This window comes from Citrobacter amalonaticus, from assembly GCF_018252635.1.
In the GTDB taxonomy this organism is placed as follows: domain Bacteria; phylum Pseudomonadota; class Gammaproteobacteria; order Enterobacterales; family Enterobacteriaceae; genus Citrobacter_A; species Citrobacter_A amalonaticus_E.
On the sequence record NZ_JAGTXM010000002.1, the window covers coordinates 252,422 to 275,326 of the forward strand.

The 22,905-nt window shown below is 53.5% G+C and carries 23 protein-coding genes; 3 read left to right on the forward strand and 20 right to left on the reverse strand.

Features of this window, described 5'->3' with window-relative positions; translation table 11 throughout:
• Positions 1 to 89: 89 nt before the first annotated feature.
• Entirely contained in the window at positions 90 to 347 is a 258-nt protein-coding gene (gene bhsA / locus KE671_RS05720) for a multiple stress resistance protein BhsA (RefSeq protein ID WP_206162115.1), read from the reverse strand.
• A 242-nt stretch (positions 348 to 589) separates the two neighbouring features.
• Between bhsA and comR the strand changes: the two genes are divergently transcribed.
• The gene (gene comR, locus KE671_RS05725) at positions 590 to 1,225 is read left to right on the forward strand and encodes a TetR/AcrR family transcriptional regulator (protein WP_206162116.1); all 636 of its coding nucleotides are present in this window, start codon (positions 590 to 592) and stop codon (positions 1,223 to 1,225) included.
• A 231-nt stretch (positions 1,226 to 1,456) separates the two neighbouring features.
• Complete coding sequence (locus KE671_RS05730) at positions 1,457 to 3,640, forward strand: TonB-dependent siderophore receptor (RefSeq protein ID WP_206162117.1); 2,184 nt, start codon at positions 1,457 to 1,459, stop codon at positions 3,638 to 3,640.
• 57 nt (positions 3,641 to 3,697) lie between these two features.
• Here KE671_RS05730 and KE671_RS05735 read toward each other — a convergent pair whose 3' ends face one another.
• The 8 genes from KE671_RS05735 to hinT all read right to left on the reverse strand — a co-directional run bounded on the left by KE671_RS05735 (position 3,698) and on the right by hinT (position 9,770).
• Positions 3,698 to 4,237 (reverse strand): glycine zipper 2TM domain-containing protein, encoded by a 540-nt coding sequence (locus KE671_RS05735; RefSeq protein ID WP_061077192.1) that lies wholly within the window; start codon positions 4,235 to 4,237, stop codon positions 3,698 to 3,700.
• A 185-nt stretch (positions 4,238 to 4,422) separates the two neighbouring features.
• Positions 4,423 to 5,727 (reverse strand): NAD(P)/FAD-dependent oxidoreductase, encoded by a 1,305-nt coding sequence (gene ndh, locus KE671_RS05740; protein ID WP_206162118.1) that lies wholly within the window; start codon positions 5,725 to 5,727, stop codon positions 4,423 to 4,425.
• A gap of 246 nt (positions 5,728 to 5,973) precedes the next feature.
• Positions 5,974 to 6,516 carry an alpha/beta hydrolase YcfP gene (gene ycfP, locus KE671_RS05745; protein ID WP_043000970.1) on the reverse strand — a complete coding sequence of 181 codons (543 nt, stop codon included), beginning with the start codon at positions 6,514 to 6,516 and terminating at the stop codon, positions 5,974 to 5,976.
• Positions 6,517 to 6,537: 21 nt separating this feature from the next.
• Positions 6,538 to 7,563 carry a beta-N-acetylhexosaminidase gene (gene nagZ / locus KE671_RS05750; RefSeq protein ID WP_206162119.1) on the reverse strand — a complete coding sequence of 342 codons (1,026 nt, stop codon included), beginning with the start codon at positions 7,561 to 7,563 and terminating at the stop codon, positions 6,538 to 6,540.
• 10 nt (positions 7,564 to 7,573) lie between these two features.
• Positions 7,574 to 8,398, reverse strand: coding sequence for a thiamine kinase (gene thiK, locus KE671_RS05755; protein ID WP_206162120.1), 825 nt, complete (start codon positions 8,396 to 8,398; stop codon positions 7,574 to 7,576).
• Positions 8,379 to 9,011: a penicillin-binding protein activator LpoB gene (lpoB, locus tag KE671_RS05760; protein ID WP_206162765.1), complete on the reverse strand. Its 633-nt coding sequence runs from the start codon at positions 9,009 to 9,011 to the stop codon at positions 8,379 to 8,381. Before lpoB ends, thiK begins: the two co-directional genes overlap by 20 nt.
• A gap of 22 nt (positions 9,012 to 9,033) precedes the next feature.
• Positions 9,034 to 9,408 carry a YcfL family protein gene (locus tag KE671_RS05765; RefSeq protein ID WP_206162766.1) on the reverse strand — a complete coding sequence of 125 codons (375 nt, stop codon included), beginning with the start codon at positions 9,406 to 9,408 and terminating at the stop codon, positions 9,034 to 9,036.
• Entirely contained in the window at positions 9,408 to 9,770 is a 363-nt protein-coding gene (hinT, locus tag KE671_RS05770; RefSeq protein WP_043000975.1) for a purine nucleoside phosphoramidase, read from the reverse strand. The genes KE671_RS05765 and hinT overlap by 1 nt, the downstream gene beginning before the upstream one ends.
• A 350-nt stretch (positions 9,771 to 10,120) precedes the next feature.
• On the opposite strand from hinT, the gene fhuE reads away from it, so the two are divergent.
• Positions 10,121 to 12,316, forward strand: coding sequence for a ferric-rhodotorulic acid/ferric-coprogen receptor FhuE (gene fhuE, locus KE671_RS05775; protein WP_206162121.1), 2,196 nt, complete (start codon positions 10,121 to 10,123; stop codon positions 12,314 to 12,316).
• Between the two features lie 92 nt (positions 12,317 to 12,408).
• Here fhuE and ptsG read toward each other — a convergent pair whose 3' ends face one another.
• From ptsG to fabH, 11 genes are all read right to left on the reverse strand, one after another.
• Positions 12,409 to 13,842 (reverse strand): PTS glucose transporter subunit IIBC, encoded by a 1,434-nt coding sequence (ptsG, locus tag KE671_RS05780; protein WP_061077187.1) that lies wholly within the window; start codon positions 13,840 to 13,842, stop codon positions 12,409 to 12,411.
• Positions 13,843 to 14,134: 292 nt separating this feature from the next.
• On the reverse strand, positions 14,135 to 14,932 hold the full coding sequence (locus KE671_RS05785; RefSeq protein ID WP_206162122.1) for a metal-dependent hydrolase: 798 nt from the start codon (positions 14,930 to 14,932) through the stop codon (positions 14,135 to 14,137).
• A 10-nt stretch (positions 14,933 to 14,942) separates the two neighbouring features.
• Positions 14,943 to 15,947 carry a DNA polymerase III subunit delta' gene (holB, locus tag KE671_RS05790; protein WP_206162123.1) on the reverse strand — a complete coding sequence of 335 codons (1,005 nt, stop codon included), beginning with the start codon at positions 15,945 to 15,947 and terminating at the stop codon, positions 14,943 to 14,945.
• On the reverse strand, positions 15,944 to 16,585 hold the full coding sequence (gene tmk / locus KE671_RS05795) for a dTMP kinase (protein ID WP_206162124.1): 642 nt from the start codon (positions 16,583 to 16,585) through the stop codon (positions 15,944 to 15,946). Before tmk ends, holB begins: the two co-directional genes overlap by 4 nt.
• Positions 16,575 to 17,597: a cell division protein YceG gene (gene yceG, locus KE671_RS05800; RefSeq protein ID WP_206162125.1), complete on the reverse strand. Its 1,023-nt coding sequence runs from the start codon at positions 17,595 to 17,597 to the stop codon at positions 16,575 to 16,577. Before yceG ends, tmk begins: the two co-directional genes overlap by 11 nt.
• Before the next feature lie 2 nt (positions 17,598 to 17,599).
• On the reverse strand, positions 17,600 to 18,409 hold the full coding sequence (gene pabC / locus KE671_RS05805; protein ID WP_206162126.1) for an aminodeoxychorismate lyase: 810 nt from the start codon (positions 18,407 to 18,409) through the stop codon (positions 17,600 to 17,602).
• A gap of 118 nt (positions 18,410 to 18,527) precedes the next feature.
• A complete protein-coding gene (gene fabF, locus KE671_RS05810; RefSeq protein ID WP_206162127.1) occupies positions 18,528 to 19,769 on the reverse strand; it encodes a beta-ketoacyl-ACP synthase II in 1,242 nt (413 codons plus the stop codon).
• An 86-nt stretch (positions 19,770 to 19,855) separates the two neighbouring features.
• Positions 19,856 to 20,092 (reverse strand): acyl carrier protein, encoded by a 237-nt coding sequence (gene acpP / locus KE671_RS05815; protein ID WP_000103754.1) that lies wholly within the window; start codon positions 20,090 to 20,092, stop codon positions 19,856 to 19,858.
• 155 nt (positions 20,093 to 20,247) lie between these two features.
• Entirely contained in the window at positions 20,248 to 20,982 is a 735-nt protein-coding gene (fabG, locus tag KE671_RS05820) for a 3-oxoacyl-ACP reductase FabG (RefSeq protein ID WP_042319622.1), read from the reverse strand.
• Positions 20,983 to 20,994: 12 nt separating this feature from the next.
• A complete protein-coding gene (gene fabD / locus KE671_RS05825; protein ID WP_206162128.1) occupies positions 20,995 to 21,924 on the reverse strand; it encodes an ACP S-malonyltransferase in 930 nt (309 codons plus the stop codon).
• 15 nt (positions 21,925 to 21,939) lie between these two features.
• Positions 21,940 to 22,893 (reverse strand): beta-ketoacyl-ACP synthase III, encoded by a 954-nt coding sequence (fabH, locus tag KE671_RS05830; RefSeq protein WP_206162129.1) that lies wholly within the window; start codon positions 22,891 to 22,893, stop codon positions 21,940 to 21,942.
• Positions 22,894 to 22,905 lie beyond the last annotated feature (12 nt).

A 22,905-nucleotide genomic window follows, 5' to 3' on the forward strand; every position in this document is an offset into this window, starting at 1 on the left:
ATATGAAAAAGCCCCGCTGAATATTATTCAGCGGGGCTTTTTTATGTCGCGTTATTTTGCAGCAGCAGGCATCAATGAGGGGTTAATGCTTATTTATAAATTACTGCGGTCCCGTGCAGGTTATTCGGTCCCGTCACAGAAGTAATGCGGAATGATTTTGCACCCATGGCATCCGCTTTCTGCGCCAGTTCGTCCTGCAGTGAACTCAGGTTAGTCCCTGCGTTTGCTGAGATGGTGCCGACTTTTTGCTGACCCGCAGGCGTTGACTGAACTTCAACAGCTGCGAAGCTTGCGAATGACAGTGAACTCAGAACAACAGCAGCGATGAGGGTTTTTACGTTTTTCATAATAGTGACCTTTTGCAGATGATTGGGCGTCGTAAGCATTTACTTAACGATCGATAGATAAATGATAGATGTGATCCAGGTCACACGTCAACACATTTTTATAACGATCGCTATAAAAAATAAAAACCAGTTATCTTTCATATAAGTAGGCTGTCAATATTTTTCTCGCGAATACGCTGGAGCCTGCGCGGGTTTATTTTTATAATGGTTGTTCACTAAACTCATTAAGGTACAGCGGCACCATGACAACTGAATCGACAAGTTGTGTAAAAAAAAGCCGTGGCCGACCAAAAGTGTTCGACAGGGAAGCCGCGCTTGATAAGGCCATGACACTCTTCTGGCAGCACGGTTATGAAGCAACATCGCTATCTGATCTTGTTGAAGCGACGGGTGCGAAAGCGCCGACGCTGTATGCGGAATTCACCAATAAAGAAGGACTGTTCCGCGCGGTGCTGGACAGATACATCGCCCGCTTCGCGGCAAAACATGAAGCGCAGTTGTTCTGTGAAGAAAAAAGCGTTGAGGCGGCGCTGGAGGATTACTTCACCGCAGTGGCAACCTGTTTCACCAGCAAGGACACCCCCGCGGGTTGCTTTATGATTAACACCTCCGCGACGCTTGCCGCCGCGTCACGCGACATCGCGCATACGGTGAAATCACGTCACGCTATGCAGGAGCAGACTCTGACGCAATTTCTGCGTCAACGGCAGGAACGCGGTGAGATCCCGACGCACTGCAACGTGCAAAACCTTGCCGAGTATCTGAGTTGCATTTTGCAAGGCATGTCTATCAGCGCCCGCGAAGGGGCCAGTTTCGACAAGCTAATGCAAATCACCCACACCACCCTGCGTCTGTGGCCTGAATTGCTCAAGGCCTGATCGTTTACTCTGACCGGGAACCTCATTTCCCGGTTCTTCTGCACCTTAATTCCCGCACAATGACTAATGCTATCATTGAGTTAGACTCTACTTTTTGTAAAAATATATTGATAATGGCAATTATTATCAGCAATATTCGCATTTGATTTTTTATCTGTTTCACAATGTAACAGCCGGCGACGACCGGTTAAATCACTTCACCTGCACAGATATTTTCAGAAAGGAATGCGAATGAATAAGCGTCTATGGGTCCTCAACCCGATCCTGTTAGCCCTGACCCTCCCTGCTGCGGCGCAAACAGAAGAAGAAAACCTCATCGTCAGCGCCAACCGCAGCCAGAAAACCGTCGCCGAAATGGCGCAGACTACCTGGGTGATTGAGGGCCAGGAGATTGAGCAACAGGTTCAGGGCGGCAAAGAGTTCAAAGACGTGTTGGCGCAACTGATCCCGGGCATTGACGTCAGCAGCCAGGGGCGTACCAACTACGGCATGAACATGCGCGGTCGCGCGATTGTAATGCTGATCGACGGCGTACGCCTTAACTCATCGCGAACCGACAGCCGCCAACTGGATGCGATCGACCCCTTTAACATCGCACATATTGAGGTCATTTCAGGTGCAACGTCATTATATGGCGGCGGCAGTACCGGTGGTTTAATTAACATTGTTACCAAAAAGGGCCAGTCGGATCGCCAGGTGGAGCTTGAACTGGGCAGTAAATCCGGTTTTAACAACAGTAACGATCACGACGAGCGCGTTGCCGCGGCAGTTAGCGGCGGAACGGATCGCGCCTCTGGCCGACTGTCCGTCGCTTATCAGCGCTTTGGCGGCTGGTATGACGGTAACGGTGATGCTCTGATGCTCGACAACACACAAACCGGTCTGCAACACTCCGATCGTCTCGACGTGATGGGAACGGGGACCCTCGATATCGATGATAACCGCCAGATACAGTTGGTTACCCAGTACTATAAGAGCCAGGGTGATGAAGATTACGGGCTATACCTGGGCGAAAACATGTCCGCCGTTACCGGTAGCGGCGCCGCCAGCACCCGCAGCGGACTCAGCTCAGACCGTATTCCGGGGACGGAGCGCCATCTGATCAGCCTGCAATATTCCGACGCGAACTTCTTCGGCCAGAATCTGGTCAGCCAGATCTATTACCGCGATGAGTCGCTGAAGTTCTATCCCTTCCCGACGCTCAGCAAAGGTCAGGTAACCAGCTTCTCGGCTTCGCAGCAGGATACCGACCAGTTCGGCGCTAAAATCACCCTCAACAGCCAGTTGATGGATAACTGGGAGCTGACGTGGGGCGTCGATGCGGATCATGAAACCTTCGACTCCAACCAGAAGTTCTTCGATCTGGCCTGGTCTGTGCCGTCAGGCGGGATGGACAATCGCACGGCCTATACGACCGGACGTTATCCCGGCTACAGCATCACCAACTTCGCGCCATTCCTGCAAAGCAATTATGACATTAACGACATCTTCACCCTGAGCGGCGGTGTGCGCTATCAGTGGACGGAAAACCGGGTTGATAATTTCGTGGGTTACGCGCAGCAACAGGGGATTGCCAATGGCATTGCCAGCTCTGCCGATGTCATTCCGGGTGGCAAAACCGATTACGACAACGTCTTGTTCAACGCCGGTCTGTTGGCGCATCTGACAGAACGCCAGCAGACGTGGTTTAACTTCTCCCAGGGGGTTGAACTGCCGGATCCGGGAAAATACTACGGCAACGGCACTTACCAGTTGGTGGGCGATCATTACCAGCTTCAGCGCAGTGTTAACGTAGCAGATTCGCGTCTGGAAGGGATCAAGGTCAACTCGTATGAGCTGGGCTGGCGCTATACCGGTGATAATCTGCGCACCCAACTCGCGGCGTACTATTCAACGTCCGATAAGTCGATTGTGGTTAACCGTAGCGATATGACGATCCGCGTGGAACCTGACGATCGCCGGATTTACGGCGTCGAAGGCGCAGCCGATTACTTCATTCCTGACAGCGACTGGAGTTTGGGTGCAAACTTTAACATCCTGAAATCTGAAGTGAAACAGAATGGGAAATGGGAAAAATGGGATGTGACGCTGGCATCGCCGTCTAAAGCTACCGCCTGGGTCGGCTGGGCGCCCGAGCCGTGGTCGCTGCGGATTCAGAGCCAGCAATCGTTTGATCTCACCGATGCCAGCGGCAACAAGCTGGATGGCTACAACACCGTGGATTTTATCGGCAGCTATCAACTCCCGCTGGGTAAACTGACCTTCAGCATTGAAAACCTGTTGGATGAAGATTATACCACCCTGTGGGGACAGCGCGCGCCATTGCTTTACAGCCCTACCTATGGCAGTCCATCGCTGTACGAATATAAGGGCCGGGGTCGTACCTTTGGTCTGAATTACGCCTTAACTTTCTGATAAAAAAAGCCCCTCAGCCTGAGCGAATGAGGGGCTAACTTGCAGAGTACAGCTTTTTTACGCTTTGTTATTCAGAATCAACTGGCCATTGTTATCCAGCGGGATCTGTGTGCCGGGATCTTTATCCATGCGAATCTTGCCCTGCTGGTCGCCAATTTTATAGGTGACGTCGTAACCGAGCATTTTTTCCGACTTGTCGTAGACGGTTTTGCAGCGCTGCTGCGTGGACGTATAGGTGTCGTTTTCCTGCATCGAGCCCTGGATCTGGTTACCGGCGTAACCGCCCCCCAACGCCCCGACCACCGTCGCCACATCCTTACCTCGTCCGCCGCCAAACTGATGACCAATCACGCCACCGGCAACCGCGCCCAGCACTGAACCGGTAATGCGGTTTTCATCCTGGACGGGCTTGCGATGCGTCACCGTCACATTGCGACACTCCTGCCGCGGCGTTTTAATCGTTTCTTTGATAGGTGTTGCAGAAACCACCTGAGCATACTGTGGGCCACGATCGAACACGTTCAGACTGGCAACCGCCGCCACACCCAGCGCAGCAGCTACGCCAATCCCTATACCCGCCAACATCGATTTATTCACGGGAGATCCTCCTTCTTTGCTATTGGTTACAATTTTGCAACCAATGCAATAAGACGCCCATCAGACAGCGGATGAAAATATCGTTGTTCGCCATTAAAACAGGATGATTCAGAGAACTCTGAAGGGAGAGGAAAAGCGGAACAGGTGCTCAGCATCGCCAACAGGCGATGCTGAGTCAGGTGGGATTAATGCAGTTTCAGACGCGGGCGGATCACGCGGTTAATGCTGCCCACCAGCATCATCAAACCGGTTTTGAAATAGCCGTGCAGTGCGATCTGATGCATGCGATACAGTGAGATATAGACAAAGCGGGCGATACGCCCTTCCACCATCATCGACCCTTTGGTCAAATTGCCCATCAGGCTGCCGACGGTCGAGAAATTGGAGAGCGAAACCAGCGAGCCGTGATCTTTGTACTGATATGCTTTCAGCGGCTTACCGTTCATCTGCGCCAGAATATTGTTCATCGCGCAGGTCGCCATCTGGTGCGCAGCCTGCGCACGTGGTGGGACAAACCCGCCTTCCGGACGCGCACAAGAGGCACAGTCACCAATCGCGTAGATATCAGGGTCGCGGCTGGTCTGTAGTGTCGGTTCCACCACCAGTTGGTTAATCCGGTTGGTCTCCAGGCCGCCAATGTCTTTCATAAAGTCTGGCGCTTTAATCCCCGCCGCCCAGACCATCAGGTCGGCTTCAATATATTCGCCGTCTTTGGTATGCAGACCACCCACATCCGCACTGGTCACCATCGTCTGGGTCAGAACGCGAACGCCGAGTTTCGTTAATTCGTTATGCGCCGCCGCAGAAATACGCGGTGGCAGCGCGGGCAGAATTCGTTCGCCTGCTTCCACCAGCGTCACGTTTAGCGCGTCGTTGGTCAGCCCTTTGTAGCCGTAGCTGTGTAGCTGTTTCACGGCGTTATGCAGTTCTGCCGACAGTTCTACGCCCGTCGCGCCGCCACCGACAATCGCAATATTTACTTTGCCGTTCGCGCCCATACTGGCGGAATATTTCAGGAACAGGTTCAGCATTTCCTGATGGAAACGACGCGCCTGATGCGGGTTATCAAGGAAGATACAGTGATCTTTCACGCCCGGCGTGTTGAAGTCGTTGGAGGTACTGCCCAGCGCCATCACCAGTGTGTCCCAGGCAATTTTGCGCTCAGGTACCAGCAGTTCGCCCTTCTCATCGCGCAGTTCCGCGATGGTAATGGTTTTCGCTTCGCGATCGATATTCATCACCGAACCCAACTGGAACTGAAAGCCGTGGTTACGGGCATGCGCCAGATAGCTCAGCGCGTCCACGCCTTCATCCAGCGAACCGGTCGCCACTTCATGCAGCAAGGGCTTCCACAGGTGGCTGTGATTTCTGTCAACCAGCGTAATTTTCGCTTTTTTCTTGCGGCCCAGTTTGTGTCCCAACTGCGTCGCCATTTCCAGCCCGCCAGCTCCTCCGCCGACAATCACGATCTTTTTCAATGGTGTAGTCAACGTGACCCCCTTAAAATGATTAACCAATTGTTAATTAAAAGTTATAAACATAGCCTTTAATTAACAACAAGTTACGACAATGAAAATGTCCTTCGAGAGTGAGAATAACACATGCGGTGCATTGGTCATACCAAAATTGATGTGTATCAAGTTTTGCTGCTGAAAAGATAGACAACACCCGAAAAACAGGCAAAAAAAAACCAGCCCGAAGGCTGGTTTGATTCGACCATTCTGGCAGACAAGGGGTTAACCTAAGGTCTTAAACGCCTTGATGCGCTGCAAATGCGGCGAAATGTTTTTAAATTTATGTGTCTGCTCTTCATCCCACACGATCTCATAAAAATGGTGGAGCTCTTCTGAAGATCGCTGACTGTTCAGGGCTTCGTCATGACGCGAGAGAATGACCAGGCAACGATCGCGATTCTTCTCACGGAAGTTGGTCACGCACTTGGTGGCGATATCAGCATACTCTTCCGGACGATCGATCTTGCCTTCCATGTTCTCGTACGGGAACAGATTCGGATTAAACACCACCTGCCGAACATCGCAAAGAAAACCAATGCGTTCTGCCCAGTAGCCACCGAGGCCAACGCCGCAAATTAACGGTCGCTCATCAACATTAAGCTGCAACATTTTGTCCACTTCTTTCAGCAGATGTTGCATGTCATGTTTCGGATGACGCGTGCTGTAGCTGATCAGTCTGACGTCCGGGTCAATAAACTGCAGCTGCAAGACTTTTTCGTGGTTTCCCGGACTGTTAGAGTCGAAACCGTGTAAATAGATAATCATCGCATCCTCACCAAACGTGCGTTAATGACCTGCTTTTTCTTCCTGCCAGCGTTCATGTAACTGGTTGAGCTGCGCGCTGACAGTTTTCCAGCGTGCCGAGTCCATCAGTTCCTGACGCGAAAATGAACCTTTATGATACAAACGTGTAACACGCTCTGCATTGATCGGCGACAGATTATCTAACACACTGACCGCCCCTTTACGATTATTGCAGACCAGAATCATATCACAACCCGCGTCCAGCGATGCCTGCCCACGCTCAGCGTAGCTGCCCATGATCGCCGCCCCTTCCATCGACAGGTCATCAGAGAAAACGACGCCGTCAAAGCCTAACTCCTGGCGTAAAACCGTTTTCAGCCAGTGTGGGGAGCCGCTCGCCGGACGTGGATCGACAGCACTGTAAATGACGTGCGCCGGCATGATGGCGTCCAGCTTGTTTTCGCCGATCAGCGTACGGAACACGGACATATCCTTGGCGCGAATTTCCGCTTCAGGACGCAGATCGGTCGGCGTCTCTTTATGCGAATCGGCAGTCACTGCGCCATGTCCAGGGAAATGTTTGCCGGTTGTTTTCATTCCTGCCGCGTGCATGCCGTCAATAAATCGGGTCGCCATTGCCAGCGCTTTCAGCGGGTCGGCATGATAGGAACGTTCGCCAATTGCCGCGCTGATATGCCCGACATCCAGCACCGGCGCAAAGCTGATATCAATATCCATCGAGATCATCTCACTGGCCATCAGCCAACCGGCCTCTTCTGCCAGTTTTCCGCCCTCTTCCAGCCCGTGCAGCGCCGCAAAGGACTGCGCGGCAGGCAGTCGGGTAAAACCTTCACGGAAGCGCTGTACGCGCCCGCCTTCCTGATCGACGGCCACTACCAGATGATTGCGCGACGCCGCGCGGATCTGGCGTACCAGTTCACGTAATTGTTCTGGATCGTGGTAATTACGCGCAAACAGAATCAAACCGCCCACCAGCGGATGAGCCAGAATGTCTCGCTCTTCCGCATCCAGTTCAAACCCTTCGACATCCAACATTACTGGACCCACACTGCTCTCCTTAATCCTTCGTTGCCAGCTGCCGCCAGGTTGCATCGGCCAGACTGATAAATTGTCGTTCGCCGGTCTGTTGCCAGCGGTATTCAAACCAACCGGCCTTCAGCATCAGTATCCACGGATACCAGCGTTTGACCTGTTGCCATAATTTTTGCCCGTCCATGCGCGCGCTAATTGCATACGCTTCGACCAGTTGCCGGTGTTGCTCATCATCGTCCACCCACACCCCGGCCAGTTCCAGGGCGATATCGCCATCTCCGGCATATTCCCAGTCGATCAACCGCAGTCCTGCCGGACTATGGACGATGTTGGCAGCGTGAACGTCCATGTGCAGCGGCGCAAGTCGCAGCGGACGAGGCTCCCCCCGCTTGCGCAGTCGTTTCAACTCTTTCAACCAGTATGGCGTTCGCCGTGTCGGATCGCTTTCCTGCCAGTATTGTTCCAGCAACGGTAGCAGATGGATACGCCAACCGAAGCGAGGCTGCTGATGAAGATAATACAGTAAGCCCGCCAGTTCGTCGGCTTCCGGCAGTCCGGATTTTATCTCTCCCGGAACATAGTCCACCGCCATCCAGCCGGCCAGGTATAAACGCGGTTTCGGTGCAAGACGTTCAGGCAGCCGAGACAAAGCATGGTACTGGCGTAAAAAATGCGCTTGCGGTGCATCGGGATCGTGGTGGCGGCGAAGAACCAGCCGCTGATTTGGGCTTTCGATGATCACACTCCCGCCGCTAAGGCCACTCTGGCCTTCGGCGACGGGACGATAGTGCGGAAAGTAGCGCGACAACACCGCATCGCGCCCTGGTATGTTATTGTTGCTGAACGGCACCTTTACCTGACCAGATTATCTCGCCAGTTTGTACCAGCATTAATTGCATTTGCAGCGATGGCGCATTGACGTTACCCGAGGCACTGGAATACAGCACATAGTGCGCGCCGACATTACGGGCAATACCAATCGCTTTGCTACGCGTTCCCAGACTGTCCTGCGGCGACAGCCCTAACTGCTGTTTTGCCATTGACAACTGTTGCGCAGATACCAGGGTAAATTTGCCATTATTTGCCAGCGCGTTGCGCAGCGTTTCAGTGGCTTCACCTGCGTTCAGCGAACCGTTAGTGCGGTTATTGACGCTATCGACCAACAACACGCTCCCCGCCGTGACGCCATCGGCCTGCAGCATTTTGCCCACCATCGGCTGCATCGCGCTATTCCAGTCATAATGACGAATGCGCGGTGCCGGCGCCGCCGTCTGATCTTCATGTTCGATAGGACCAGGCTGTTCCGGGATCGTTGGCACCGAAGGAACTCCCGGTGCAGGTTCTTGTGGGTGCGCGGGCTGTTCCGGCGTGGGTTTCACCTCATCAACCGGTGCAGGTTCGCGTTGCGTCACACAACCGGACAGGAACATCGCCAGCGCGGCTATCAATGCGTAGCGACTCATTTTTGTCTTCAAGATTCACCCCTTACAAATAAAGATAAAGTCTGACTTTGTGCGCCCCCAGATAATTGGCGCTGCCATACAGCGTGACCGATGAACGCGCCGGGATCGTCACGCTGCGTGGCGCTTCCAGTGGGTGCATTTCTAACCCTCTGGCGTCATACCAGTAAAAGCGATAATGAACGGTAACGGGTTCTTGCCTTTCGTTATACAGCGTTGAGGATGCAGAGGGCTGAATATCCGATGTGGTCAACGTCGGTTCTTGCGCGGAGATCCCCGCCGCCAGCAGCGTCGACTCCATCACCAGCGACTGTTCATCACTTACCGGGATCTCAGGATGAGAACGGCATCCGGCAAGTAAGAGCAGACCCAGTGAAAGCGCAATGCATCCTCTGGTCATCATGACAACCCTTTGTGCGCAAGCATAGGACCGAGCGCACGACCGCCCAGCAGATGCATATGGATGTGATACACCTCCTGCCCGCCGTGACGATTGGTATTCATGATCAGGCGGTAGCCATCTTCGGCAATGCCCTCCTGCTCGGCAATTTTTGCCGCAACGGTAATCATCCGTCCCAGAGCCTGCTCATGCTCGGCGCTGACGTCATTAACCGTCGGGATTAGAACGTTGGGAATGATCAGGATGTGTGTAGGCGCCTGTGGTGAAATATCCCGGAATGCCGTCACCAGGTCGTCCTGATAAACGATATCGGAAGGGATTTCACGACGAATAATCTTGCTGAATATAGTCTCTTCTGCCACGACGTTTTCCTTTTCTAAAAATAGCCATGCGTGATGTCATGCTACGCTGAGCCACATTGCGAGTATAGAGTATGATCGACTTAAACCTGCTCTTTCAACCTTAACCCACGATTTCTTAAGCAAAAAACCACTATGGTGGCGCACTTATAGCCATTTCTCTCCTCTCCAGCTCCAAAAAGTAATGAAACAAGATTTCAGAAAGCAAGTTACATCTGTTTACAGAGTGAATATGAATGCGTATATTTCGCATTTGCATTTTCATGCGCATTAAATGGTTAAAAAAATAAAAAGGGGCTCATCGCCACCTTACAGGCCTGAGCCAAAATTCGTTCACTATTAAGGGCTTTCTGATGTCTTTCACAACACACAACAGGGATGAACAACGCCAGGCTGGCACAACACTATCATTGCTGGCGGCCTGTATCGCGATGGCATTGATGCCATCCATGAGTTTCGCGGCGCCCACTCCGGAAGAGACTGTCATTGTCGACGGTTCTGCGCCAGCGGCCTCAACGGAAAGCGGCGAACAGGATTACAGCGTCAAATCTACAGCCGCCGGAACTAAAATGATGATGACCCAGCGCGATATCCCGCAATCGGTCAGCATCGTCAGCGAGCAACGCATGGAAGACCAGCAGTTGCAAACGTTGGGCGACGTGATGGACAGCACGCTCGGGATCAGCAAAAGCCAGGCGGATTCCGACCGCGTCAGCTATTTCTCCCGTGGTTTCCAGATTGATAACTACATGGTTGATGGTATTCCGACCTGGTTCGAATCCCGCTGGAACCTGGGTGATGCCCTCACCGATATGGCGCTTTATGAGCGCGTGGAAGTGGTGCGCGGCGCAAACGGCTTGATGACCGGCACCGGCAACCCGTCAGCCTCCATCAATATGATTCGTAAACATGCCACCAGCCGTGAGTTCAAAGGCAACGTGTCGGCGGAATATGGCAGTTGGAATAAACAGCGCTACGTATTGGATCTGCAAAGCCCGCTCACCGATGACGGTAATGTGCGTAGCCGCATTGTGGCGGGTTATCAGGACAATGACTCCTGGCTCGATCGCTATCACAGCGAGAAAAACGTCTTCTCTGGCATCATTGATGCTGACCTGGGGGAAACCACCAGCCTTGCCGCCGGGTATGAGTACCAAAAAATCAAAGTGGATAGCCCTACCTGGGGAGGCCTGCCGCGCTGGAATACCGACGGCAGCAAAAACAGCTATGACCGCGCCCGCAGCACCGCACCAGACTGGGCGTATAACGATAAAGAGATCAACAAAATCTTTGTCACGTTCAAACAGCGTTTTGCCGACACCTGGCAGGCGACGATGAATGCGACCCACTCGGAAATCAAGTTCGACAGTAAAACGATGTATGTCGATGCCTGGGTGAACAAAGCAGACGGTATGTTGGTCGGCCCTTATGCCAGCTACGGACCGGGTTATGACTATGTCGGCGGCACAGGCTGGAACAGCGGTAAACGTAAAGTGGATGCGCTGGATCTCTTTGCCGACGGCGGCTATGACCTGTTCGGCCGTCAGCATAACCTGATGTTTGGCGGCAGCTACAGCAAACAGAACAACCGCTATTTCAGCTCCTGGGCTAACGTCTTTCCGGATGAGATCGGCAGTTTCAATAACTTCAATGGTAATTTCCCGGAAACCAACTGGTCACCACAGTCGCTGGCCCAGGACGACACGACACACATGAAGTCATTGTATGCCGCGACCCGCATTTCTCTGGCGGATCCGCTGCACCTGATCCTCGGCGCACGCTATACCAACTGGCGTATTGATACCCTGAGCTACAGCATGGAGAAAAACCACACCACGCCCTACGCCGGTCTGGTTTACGACATCAACGATAACTGGTCAACTTATGCCAGCTACACGTCCATCTTCCAGCCGCAAAACAAACGCGACAGAAGTGGAAAATACCTCACACCGATTACCGGCAATAACTATGAGGTGGGCCTGAAATCTGACTGGATGAACAGTCGCCTGACCACCACCCTCGCCGTGTTCCGCATTGAACAGGATAACGTTGCGCAGTCGACAGGCACGCCAATTCCGGGTAGCAATGGTGAAATCGCGTATAAAACAGCGAACGGAACCGTCAGCAAAGGCGTTGAATTTGAAGTTAACGGGGCGATTACCGATAACTGGCAGATGACCTTTGGCGCAACGCGGTATGTCGCGGAAGACAATGAAGGTAATGCCGTCAATCCAAACCTACCGCGCACCAGCGTCAAGCTGTTCACTCGTTACCGTCTGCCGATGATGCCTGATTTGACCGTGGGCGGTGGCGTAAACTGGCAGAACCGCGTGTACACCGATACCGCGACGCCGTATGGTACCTTCCGTGCAGAGCAAGGCAGTTACGCACTGGTAGATCTGTTCACCCGCTACCAGGTGACCAAAAACTTCTCCGTACAGGGTAACGTCAATAACCTGTTCGATAAAACCTACGACACCAACGTCGAAGGGTCGATTGTTTATGGCGAACCGCGCAACGTGAGTATCACCGCCAACTATCAGTTCTAATATCCTTGCCAGACCTTATCCGGCCTCGGGCATGACAGGATGTAAAAAAGGCAGCCATTCGGCTGCCTTAGTTCTCCCCAATGTCTTAGGTCTTAGCTGTTACGGATGTATTCATCCATCTCAGTTTTCAGGTTATCGGATTTCGTACCGAAGATAGCCTGAACACCGGAGCCTGCGACCACCACACCTGCGGCGCCCAGTTTCTTCAGGCCAGCCTGATCCACTTTCGCCACGTCAGCCACGCTGACACGCAGACGGGTAATGCACGCATCCAGGTTAGTGATGTTTTCTTTACCACCAAACGCCGCAATCAGCGCAGGCGCCATTTCACTGGTCGCGCCAGCTTTCGCGTCATCGGTATTGTCTTCACGACCCGGGGTCTTCAGATCCAATGCTTTGATCAGCACACGGAAGATGGTGTAGTAAACAATTGCGTAGCCCGCACCAACAATCGGGAACAGCCACAGCTTGCTGCTGTTACCGGACAGCACGATAAAGTCGATCAGACCGTGTGAGAACGAGGTACCGTCGCGCATACCCAGCAGGATACAGATCGGGAACGCCAGACCAGCCAGAATCGCGTGGATAACGTACAGGATCGGCGCAACGAACATGAAGGAGAACTCGATCGGCTCGGTGATACCGGTCAGGAACGAGGTCAACGCCGCGGAGATCATGATACCGCCCACTTTGGCGCGGTTTTCAGGTTTCGCAGAGTGCCAGATAGCAATCGCCGCTGCCGGCAGACCATACATTTTGAACAGGAAGCCGCCAGACAACATGCCCGCCGTCGGGTCACCTGCCATGTAACGAGGAATATCGCCGTGGAAGACCTGACCTGCTGCGTTGGTGTATTCGCCGATCTGCATCTGGAAAGGAACGTTCCAGATATGGTGCAGACCAAACGGAACCAGGCAGCGTTCAATGAAGCCGTAGATACCGAACGCCACAACCGGGTTCTGGTAGGCAGCCCACTGAGAGAATGTCTGGATAGCAGTACCGATTGGCGGCCAAATGAAGGACAGAATCACACCGGTAAAGATCGCCGCCAGACCAGAGATGATCGGCACGAAACGCTTACCAGCAAAGAAGCCCAGATACTCAGGCAGCTTGATACGGTAGAAGCGGTTGAACATATACGCTGCAATCGCACCGGAGATAATCCCCCCGAGCACACCCGTGTCTGCAAGGTGTTTTGCTGCGATTTCTTCAGCAGGTAAGTGCAGAACCAGCGGCGCGACCACGGCCATGGTTTTCACCATGATGCCATAGGCAACGACCGCAGCCAGAGCCGAAACGCCATCGTTGTTGGTAAAGCCAAGGGCGACACCGATAGCGAAAATCAGCGGCATGTTTGCAAAAACAGAACCGCCGGCTTCTGCCATCACGTGCGAGACAACGGCTGGCAGCCAGCTGAAGTTTGCGGAACCGACGCCCAGCAGGATACCTGCGATAGGCAATACGGATACCGGCAGCATCAGCGATTTACCGACCTTTTGCAGGTTAGCAAATGCATTCTTAAACATAATTGAGAGTGCTCCTGAGTATTTGTGCTTTCTACGTTCACACGCATTGGCGAGGGGGGAGAACCCCGCCGTGGACAGAGCATCTAAGTGCCCTTTATTTATTACACAGAGTAAAATAAATCAGCGAAATATAGTTTGACGGCTATCACGTTTCAACTCTGGACCGCGCGCCAAGTTGCACATTTTGACAAAAAAAGTATCTAAATGTGTCAGATCGCTCATTCACCGCCCACTTTGTGGCGGTGAACTTTACTCGCTTTACGTATTAATTACGAGCTTTAAAAAAACTCAACTACGAGGCTGACTGCAGGCGGGAAGCGTTGATATGGAACAGGCGGGCAAAGTTATCGGTGGTGATCTGTGCCAGTTCTTCAACGGCCACACCTTTCAATACGGCCATGTATTCCGCCACGTCGCGGACCATCGCTGGCTGGTTCTCTTTGCCCCGATGCGGTACCGGCGCGAGATACGGGGAATCCGTCTCCACCAGCAGTCGATCCAATGGCACGTATCGCGCAGCGTCACGTAACGGTTCAGCGTTACGGAAGGTCACAATGCCGGAAAAAGAGATATAAAAACCCAGATCCAGGAGTGTACCCGCCGTTTCTCTGTCTTCTGTAAAACAGTGTAGTACGCCGCCACAATCCGTCACGTTTTCATGGCGAAGAATCGCCAGCGTATCGGCGCGAGCATCACGGGTGTGGACAATCACCGGCTTGTTCAGTTCACGGCCTATCTGGATATGATGAATGAACGACTCCTGTTGGCGCACCTTCGTTTCGGGGGTATAAAAATAGTCCAGCCCTGTTTCCCCCATCGCCACCACGCCCTCGTCGGCCGCCAGATGACGCAGTTCTTCCACGTCATACGGTTCGTCCTGATTCAGTGGATGCACGCCGCAGGAGAAAACGACGTTGTCACGCTGGCCAACCAGTTCCCGCATACCGCGGTATCCCGGCAGCGTCGTTGCCACCGCCAGACAGAATTTCACATCGCGCGCGGCCGCCTTCGCCAGCACGTCATCCACATCCTTATGTAGAGATTGATAATCCAAGCCATCGAGATGGCAGTGCGAGTCGACTAAAAACATAATGTCTCTCTTACAGGTGGGGAACAGGCAACACAGTGCCTGGTTGCAGGTAATGCTCAATTTGCAGAAGAAGATCGGTCAACACCAGTTCACGGTTTATTCCACTCACGGTAAGCAGTTGCTCGCGGCAGTGGCAGATGGCATTAAGTATTGCCTGGATACGCATCTGCGACAGTTGACCGGCAATCGTGGCGATCAGTTGCCCGGCATCCGCATTGGTCATCATAGTGGCTCCGTTCTGGTGCTTAAGCGCATCTATCATTAACGTCGCGAGCCAGTGCAGTCTGGCAGGTGCCTGTTCATGATTCAGTACCGCCAATAATGAGTACCAGTCACCCGCTGGAATACTGCTCGCCAGCGCCTGACACAGCGCGTCGCGCTGGGACCAGCTTTCAGAGCCTAACAGGCTCAGAGCCGCCCCTGGAGAACCGGCACTCAGGCGCAGTGCGCTCAACAATGTATCTTGTGACACCGTCACTTCTCGTGCAAGCCACGATACCGCGTACGGTTCAGCCGGTGGCGCGAGATGATGTAAACGGCAACGGCTTCGCAGCGTCGCCAGTAATCGCGCGGGTTCACGGCAGGCGAGAAAGAACCAGGTTTGCGCGGGCGGTTCCTCCAGCGTTTTGAGCAGCGCATTGGCAGCGGCATCAGTCATCAGTGCCGCATCCGGGATCCAGACAACTTTGGCTCCGCCCAGTCGCGCACGCTCATACAGTTTTTCACTCACTTCACGCACAGCATCAATGCCCAGCGTGTTTTTCCCTTTTTCCGGGAAAAGTGAATAGTAGTCCGGATGCGTTCCTGCCTGCATAAGCTGGCAACCACGACAATGGCCGCAGCTTTTATGTCCATCCGGTTGCTGGCAAAGCAGGTAGCGGCTCAACGCATAGATCAATGCGTCGTCGCCCATCCCCGGTAAGGCCTGAATCAATAGCGCATGGTGACCCTTTCCCGCCTGATAGCTCGCTACCAGCTTCTCGAAGTCAGGTCGTAACCATGGATACCATTTCATTCGCCCTGCTCCTTCACCCACTCGGTGATGGTGGTACGAATATCGCTCATCACTTTATCCAGCGGCTGCGTCGCATCAATTGTCCTGATACTCGCATCCTGTGCTGCGAGCTCCAGATAGCGGGCACGGGTACGATTGAAGAAATCGAATGATTCCTGTTCGATGCGGTCCAGTTCACCACGGGCGCGGGCGCGCTTCAGCCCCACCTCGGGTGTGACGTCCAGGTACAGGGTTAAATCCGGGCGGAAATCCCCCAGTACGGCATCGCGTAGCGTCGCCAGCATATCCTGATCAACGCCGCGACCACCTCCCTGATACGCCTGGGTGGACAGGTCATGACGGTCGCCAATCACCCATTTACCTTCTGCGAGCGCGGGCTTAATGACCGTCTCAACCAGTTGCACCCGCGCGGCATAGAACATCAGCACTTCGGCTTTTACGGTAATGGTTTCGTCACCGACCGAGCGAATGTCCAGTACCAGGCTACGCAGTTTTTCTGCCAGCTGAGTACCGCCCGGCTCGCGGGTAAAAACCATGTCGCGAATGCCGAGTTGTTCAAGCGTCTCAACCACAACATTCTTTGCCGTCGTTTTTCCTGCGCCTTCCAGCCCCTCGATGACGATATAATTACTGCGCATTTTTTTCCTTAAGCACTTTCAGATAGTCCTGCACTGACCGGTTATGGCTGGCAAGATTAGTATTAAACGTATGACCGCCTTTACCGTCGGCCACAAAATAGAGATACGGCGTTTTGGCCGGATGCGCCGCCGCCTTTAGCGAGGCTTCACCCGGCATCGCAATCGGCCCCGGCGGGAGTCCGGTCATCGTGTAAGTATTATAGGCCGTTGGCGTTTCCAGGTCCGCACGTGAGATCTTGCCATTATAACGCTCCCCCATCCCGTAAATCACCGTGGGATCAGTCTGTAGACGCATCCCGATACGCAGACGGTTAATAAAGACGGAGGCAACTTGATCGCGCTCGCTGGCAATGGCCGTCTCTTTTTCAATTATTGAGGCCATCGTCACCAGCTGATTTTGATCTTTATACGGCAGCCCTTCCGCGCGCCCTTCCCAGATACGATCAACCGCCTTCACCATCTTCTGATGTGCGCGCTTGAGCAAGGCAATGTCCGTGGTGTTGGCGGTATACATCCAGGTATCGGGCCAGAACCAGCCCTCCAGACCGTCAGTGCTCTCAAGGCCCAACGCTTTTGCCACGGTTTCGTAGCGATCGTCGCTCAGAGTATGTTTGATATAGGGCGCATCACGCAGTTGCTTGAGATAGTCGCTTAAGCGCATCCCCTCCACCAGCCGCAATGGAAACTGTGCCTCTTTGCCGCTTTCCAGCAGTTGCAGCATCTCGCGAACGCTCATGCCCGGCGTTAAACGATAGGTTCCTGCCTTGAAGTGAGAGAGTTCCGGTTCGACCCGCAACAACCATTGAAACACGCGGGGACGGTTAATAACCCGGCCCGCATACAGCTGATCGCCCAGGGCCAGACGCCCGGTGCCCGGCTTGAGGGTAAAAATAGTCTCTTCTTTAATCAAGATGTTACTGTCCGCCAGTTGGCGAACCTTCCACATTCCCGCCCCTGCGGCAATGCCCAGCACTACAGCCAGTAAAAGGACAACACGAAACAATTTTTTCATGACTAATTAGGATGCTCACACAATGGGGCCAGAAACTTAAATAATGCACGTGAAGACAATGGGTTAATGCCATAAGCCCGCACGGGTACGATCGGCATCAGCGCATTGCAGATCACCATTTCATCGGCGTGTTGCAACGCTTCTTCACGGGCATTGATTTCGACAACCTGAAAAGAAGATTGTGCCAGTTTCTGGATACAGAATTGTCGCATAATACCGTTCACTCCCGCCTGATCGAGGCGCGGCGTATAGACCACATTGTCTTTTCGCCAGAATAAATTAGCCGCACAGCATTCCGTAACCCAGCCCTCACTGTCAAGAACCAACGCCTCATCGGCGTCCGTCTGCTCAAGATGAGAGCGGATCAATACCTGCTCGAGCCGGTTCAGGTGTTTGATGCCAGCGAGCAAGGGGTTACGCCCCAGACGAACCGGGCTTAAGGCAAGCGTGATCCCCTGTTCGCACCAGCGGTCATAATGCTGCGGATAGGTGGAGACAGAGAGAATGCGGGTGCTGTCGCAACACTGCGCGCCGCTGTATCCTCGCCCCCCGCTCCCACGGCTGATAATCACCTTCAGTACCGCTCGCGAATGACCTGCGGCCAGTACGGTCATTTCTCGCTCAAGCACATCCCAGTCATCAAATGCAATCAGCAATGTCGCGCAGGCCGCCTGCAAACGCCGCAAATGCGCTGCAAGCAGCGATATCGTGCCGTTGACAATGCGCGCAGTGGTAAAGCAGCCGTCGCCAAACTGGATGGCGCGATCGCTTGCGGGAAGGGATCCCTGTTCACGGCCATTGATCAAGAACATAGTGGCTCCTTATGCATGGCCCGTTAGTGTCGCAGGATGGTTGGCGCCGGACAAGGGAAGAAAATGCAATAAAAAAGGCCCGACAAGCGGACCTTTTCTCCAGGATGCAGAACCGCGATCAGACCTTTTTAAAGATCAATGAACCGTTAGTCCCACCAAAACCGAAGGAGTTACACAGGGTATACTCCATTCCGCTGACCTGACGCGCTTCGTGAGGCACGAAGTCCAGATCGCAACCCTCATCCGGGTTATCCAGGTTAATGGTTGGCGGAACAGCCTGATCGCGCAGCGCCAGGATAGAGTAAATGGACTCTACCGCGCCCGCTGCACCCAACAGGTGACCAGTCATAGACTTGGTGGAGCTTACCATCACACGGCTTGCCGCATCGCCAAAGACGGATTTAACAGCCTGCGCTTCCGCTTTATCGCCTGCTGGCGTGGACGTTCCGTGGGCGTTAACGTAGCCAATCAGGCCCGGTTCAATCGCCGCATCACGCAACGCATTGACCATCGCCAGGGCTGCGCCCGCACCGTTTTCCGGCGGAGACGTCATGTGGTAAGCGTCACTGCTCATCCCGAACCCAACGACTTCGGCATAAATTTTTGCGCCACGCGCTTTTGCATGCTCGTACTCTTCCAGCACCACCATGCCCGCACCGTCACCCAGTACAAAGCCATCACGCTCTTTGTCCCACGGGCGGCTTGCCGCTTGCGGGTTTTCATTACGGGTAGACAACGCACGTGCCGCGCCAAAGCCGCCTACGCCCAGTGGCGTACTGGCTTTTTCAGCACCGCCCGCGACCATCGCGTCCGCATCGCCGTATGCAATGATACGCGCGGCATGACCGATGTTATGTACGCCTGAGGTGCAGGCGGTCGCGATAGAGATGCTTGGCCCACGCAGGCCATACATAATGGTCAGGTGACCTGCCACCATGTTAACAATTGTCGACGGAACAAAGAACGGGCTGATTTTACGCGGTCCACCGTTCACCAGGGAACTGTGGTTTTCTTCAATCAGTCCGAGACCACCGATACCAGAGCCGATAGCGGCGCCAATACGGGATGCGTTCTCTTCCGTTACTTCAAGGCCAGAATCCTGCATGGCCTGAACGCCAGCGACAATTCCATATTGAATGAAGGCATCCATCTTGCGCTGTTCTTTGCGCGAGATAATGTCATCACAGTTAAAATCCTTTACTAAGCCAGCAAATTTCGTTGCATAGGCGCTAGTATCGAAATGGTCGATCAGGCTGATGCCACTCTGACCGGCAAGGAGAGCTTTCCAGGTAGACTCTACGGTATTGCCGACAGGAGACAACATGCCCAGTCCGGTCACAACTACACGACGCTTAGACACGGTTGTCCTCCAGGGAGGGAAAATTGATTCAAGTGGGACAAAAAGATAAAACTCAGGCGGTCGAATGACCGCCTGGAGATGTTCACTTACGCCTGGTGGCCGTTGATGTAATCAATGGCAGCCTGAACGGTGGTGATTTTCTCAGCTTCTTCGTCCGGAATCTCAGTATCAAACTCTTCTTCCAGAGCCATTACCAGCTCAACGGTGTCAAGAGAATCTGCGCCCAGGTCTTCAACGAAAGAAGCATTGTTGGTAACTTCTTCCTGCTTAACGCCCAGCTGTTCGCCGATAATTTTCTTAACGCGTTCTTCGATAGTGCTCATACTCTTAAATTTCCTATCAAAACTCGCTTTCGCGATGGTTTTCGTAGTGTATAAAATGTTGAAAAATTTGCAACTAAATCCCGGCAGGTCTTACCACGATTTTACGTTATTTTGAGGCCAAGCCCTACAATAACGCAAATATTTTTCAATCGTGGTTAAACCATATACATCCCGCCGTTGACGTGCAAAGTCTCACCCGTGATGTAACCTGCTTCGTCAGAGGCTAAAAATGCAACCGCACTGGCGATCTCTTTCGGATCGCCAAGACGACCTGCAGGAACTGCCGCCAACGTACCCGCACGCTGCTCATCAGTCAGCGCACGCGTCATGTCCGTTTCAATAAAGCCCGGAGCAACAACGTTCACCGTAATACCGCGGGACGCAACTTCACGCGCCAACGATTTACTGAAGCCGATCAGACCCGCTTTCGCCGCAGCGTAGTTTGTCTGACCCGCATTTCCCATGGTACCAACCACAGAACCGACAGTGATAATACGCCCATGACGCTTTTTCATCATAGCCCGCATTACCGCTTTTGACAGGCGGAAAACAGATGAAAGATTGGTTTCGAGAATATCGTTCCACTCATCATCTTTCATTCGCATCAGCAGGTTATCACGTGTGATACCGGCATTATTGACCAGGATATCCACTTCACCAAATTCTGCGCGAATTTTTTCCAGAACAGATTCGATAGATGCCGGATCAGTCACATTCAACATCAGACCTTTACCTTTAGCACCTAAGTAATCGCTAATGGCCTGAGCGCCACTTTCGCTGGTCGCGGTACCGATAACGGTCGCGCCACGGGCAACGAGCGTCTCTGCAATTGCGCGGCCAATGCCACGACTTGCACCGGTAACCAGCGCGATTTTTCCTTCAAAACTCATGGTGTTCCTCTTTTATTGCGCAAGTGCCGCCGACATCGCCGCCGGTTCGTTCAGAGCCGAGGCAGTCAGAGTATCAACAATACGTTTCGTCAGGCCCGTAAGTACTTTACCCGGTCCCACTTCATACAGGTGCTCGACACCTTGCGACGCCATTAATTCGACGCTCTTCGTCCACTGTACCGGACTGTACAACTGGCGCACTAACGCATCGCGAATGGCATTCGCGTCAGTTTCGCACTTCACATCCACATTGTTAATAACCGATACAGACGGCGCGTTAAAGGTAATGTTTGCTAATTCAGCCGCCAGTTTTTCCGCTGCTGGCTTCATCAGCGCACAGTGAGACGGCACGCTCACCGGTAACGGCAGCGCACGTTTCGCACCGGCAGCTTTACAGGCTGCACCGGCACGCTCAACGGCTTCTTTGTGTCCGGCGATAACAACCTGCCCCGGTGAGTTATAGTTCACCGGCGAGACCACCTGGCCTTCCGCGGCGTCTTCGCACGCTTTCGCGATGGACGCATCGTCGAGACCAATAATAGCTGACATGCCGCCTGTGCCTTCCGGAACCGCTTCCTGCATGAATTTACCACGCAGTTCAACCAGACGCACTGCGTCAGCAAAATTAATAACACCGGCGCAAACCAGCGCAGAGTATTCACCAAGGCTATGGCCCGCCATCAACACAGGCGCTTTACCGCCCAGCTGTTGCCAGACGCGATACAGCGCAACGGACGCGGTTAGAAGCGCAGGCTGCGTCTGCCAGGTCTTGTTCAGTTCTTCAGCCGGCCCCTGTTGAGTCAGCGCCCACAGGTCATAACCCAGCGCCGCAGAAGCTTCAGCAAACGTCTCTTCGACGATGGGGTAGCTTGCCGCCATGTCGGCTAACATCCCAACGGTCTGGGAACCCTGTCCAGGGAACACAAATGCGAATTGCGTCATGTTTAAATCCTTATACTAGAAACGAACCAGCGCGGAGCCCCAGGTGAATCCACCGCCAAAGGCTTCAAGCAACACAAGCTGACCTTCTTTGATACGTCCGTCACGCACGGCTTCATCCAGCGCACAAGGAACGGAGGCCGCAGACGTGTTGCCGTGTCTGTCCAGTGTCACCACCACATTGTCCATCGACATGCCCAGTTTTTTAGCGGTCGCGCTGATGATACGCAGGTTGGCCTGGTGCGGAACCAGCCAGTCGAGTTCTGAACGATCCAGGTTATTGGCCGCCAGCGTTTCGTCGACAATATGTGCAAGCTCGGTAACAGCCACTTTGAACACTTCATTGCCTGCCATCGTCAGATGAATCGAATTTTCCGGATTCACGCGATCGGCATTCGGCAGCGTCAGCAGTTCGCCGTAGCGGCCATCAGCATGCAGATGGGTTGAGATAATGCCCGGCTTGTCGGAGGCGCTCAGCACTACAGCACCTGCACCATCGCCAAAAATAATGATTGTGCCACGATCGCCTGGATCGCAGGTGCGTGCCAGAACATCAGAACCGACCACCAGCGCATGTTTGACCGCGCCGGATTTAACGTACATATCGGCGACGCTCAAGGCGTAGGTAAAGCCGGCACAGGCTGCGGCGACGTCAAACGCCGGACAGCCTTTGATGCCCAGCATATTTTGAATCTGACATGCTGCGCTGGGGAATGCATGTGTTGCTGAGGTGGTCGCTACCACAATCAAGCCAATCTGTTCTTTATCAATGCCCGCCATTTCCAGCGCGCGTTGCGCCGCCGCAAATCCCATCGTTGAGACGGTTTCATTCGGCGCAGCAATATGGCGTTCACGAATACCTGTACGGGTGACAATCCACTCGTCAGACGTATCGACCATTTTTTCCAGATCGGCGTTAGTCCGCACCTGTTCAGGCAGATAACTGCCAGTACCAATAATCTTTGTATACATGTACGCTCAGTC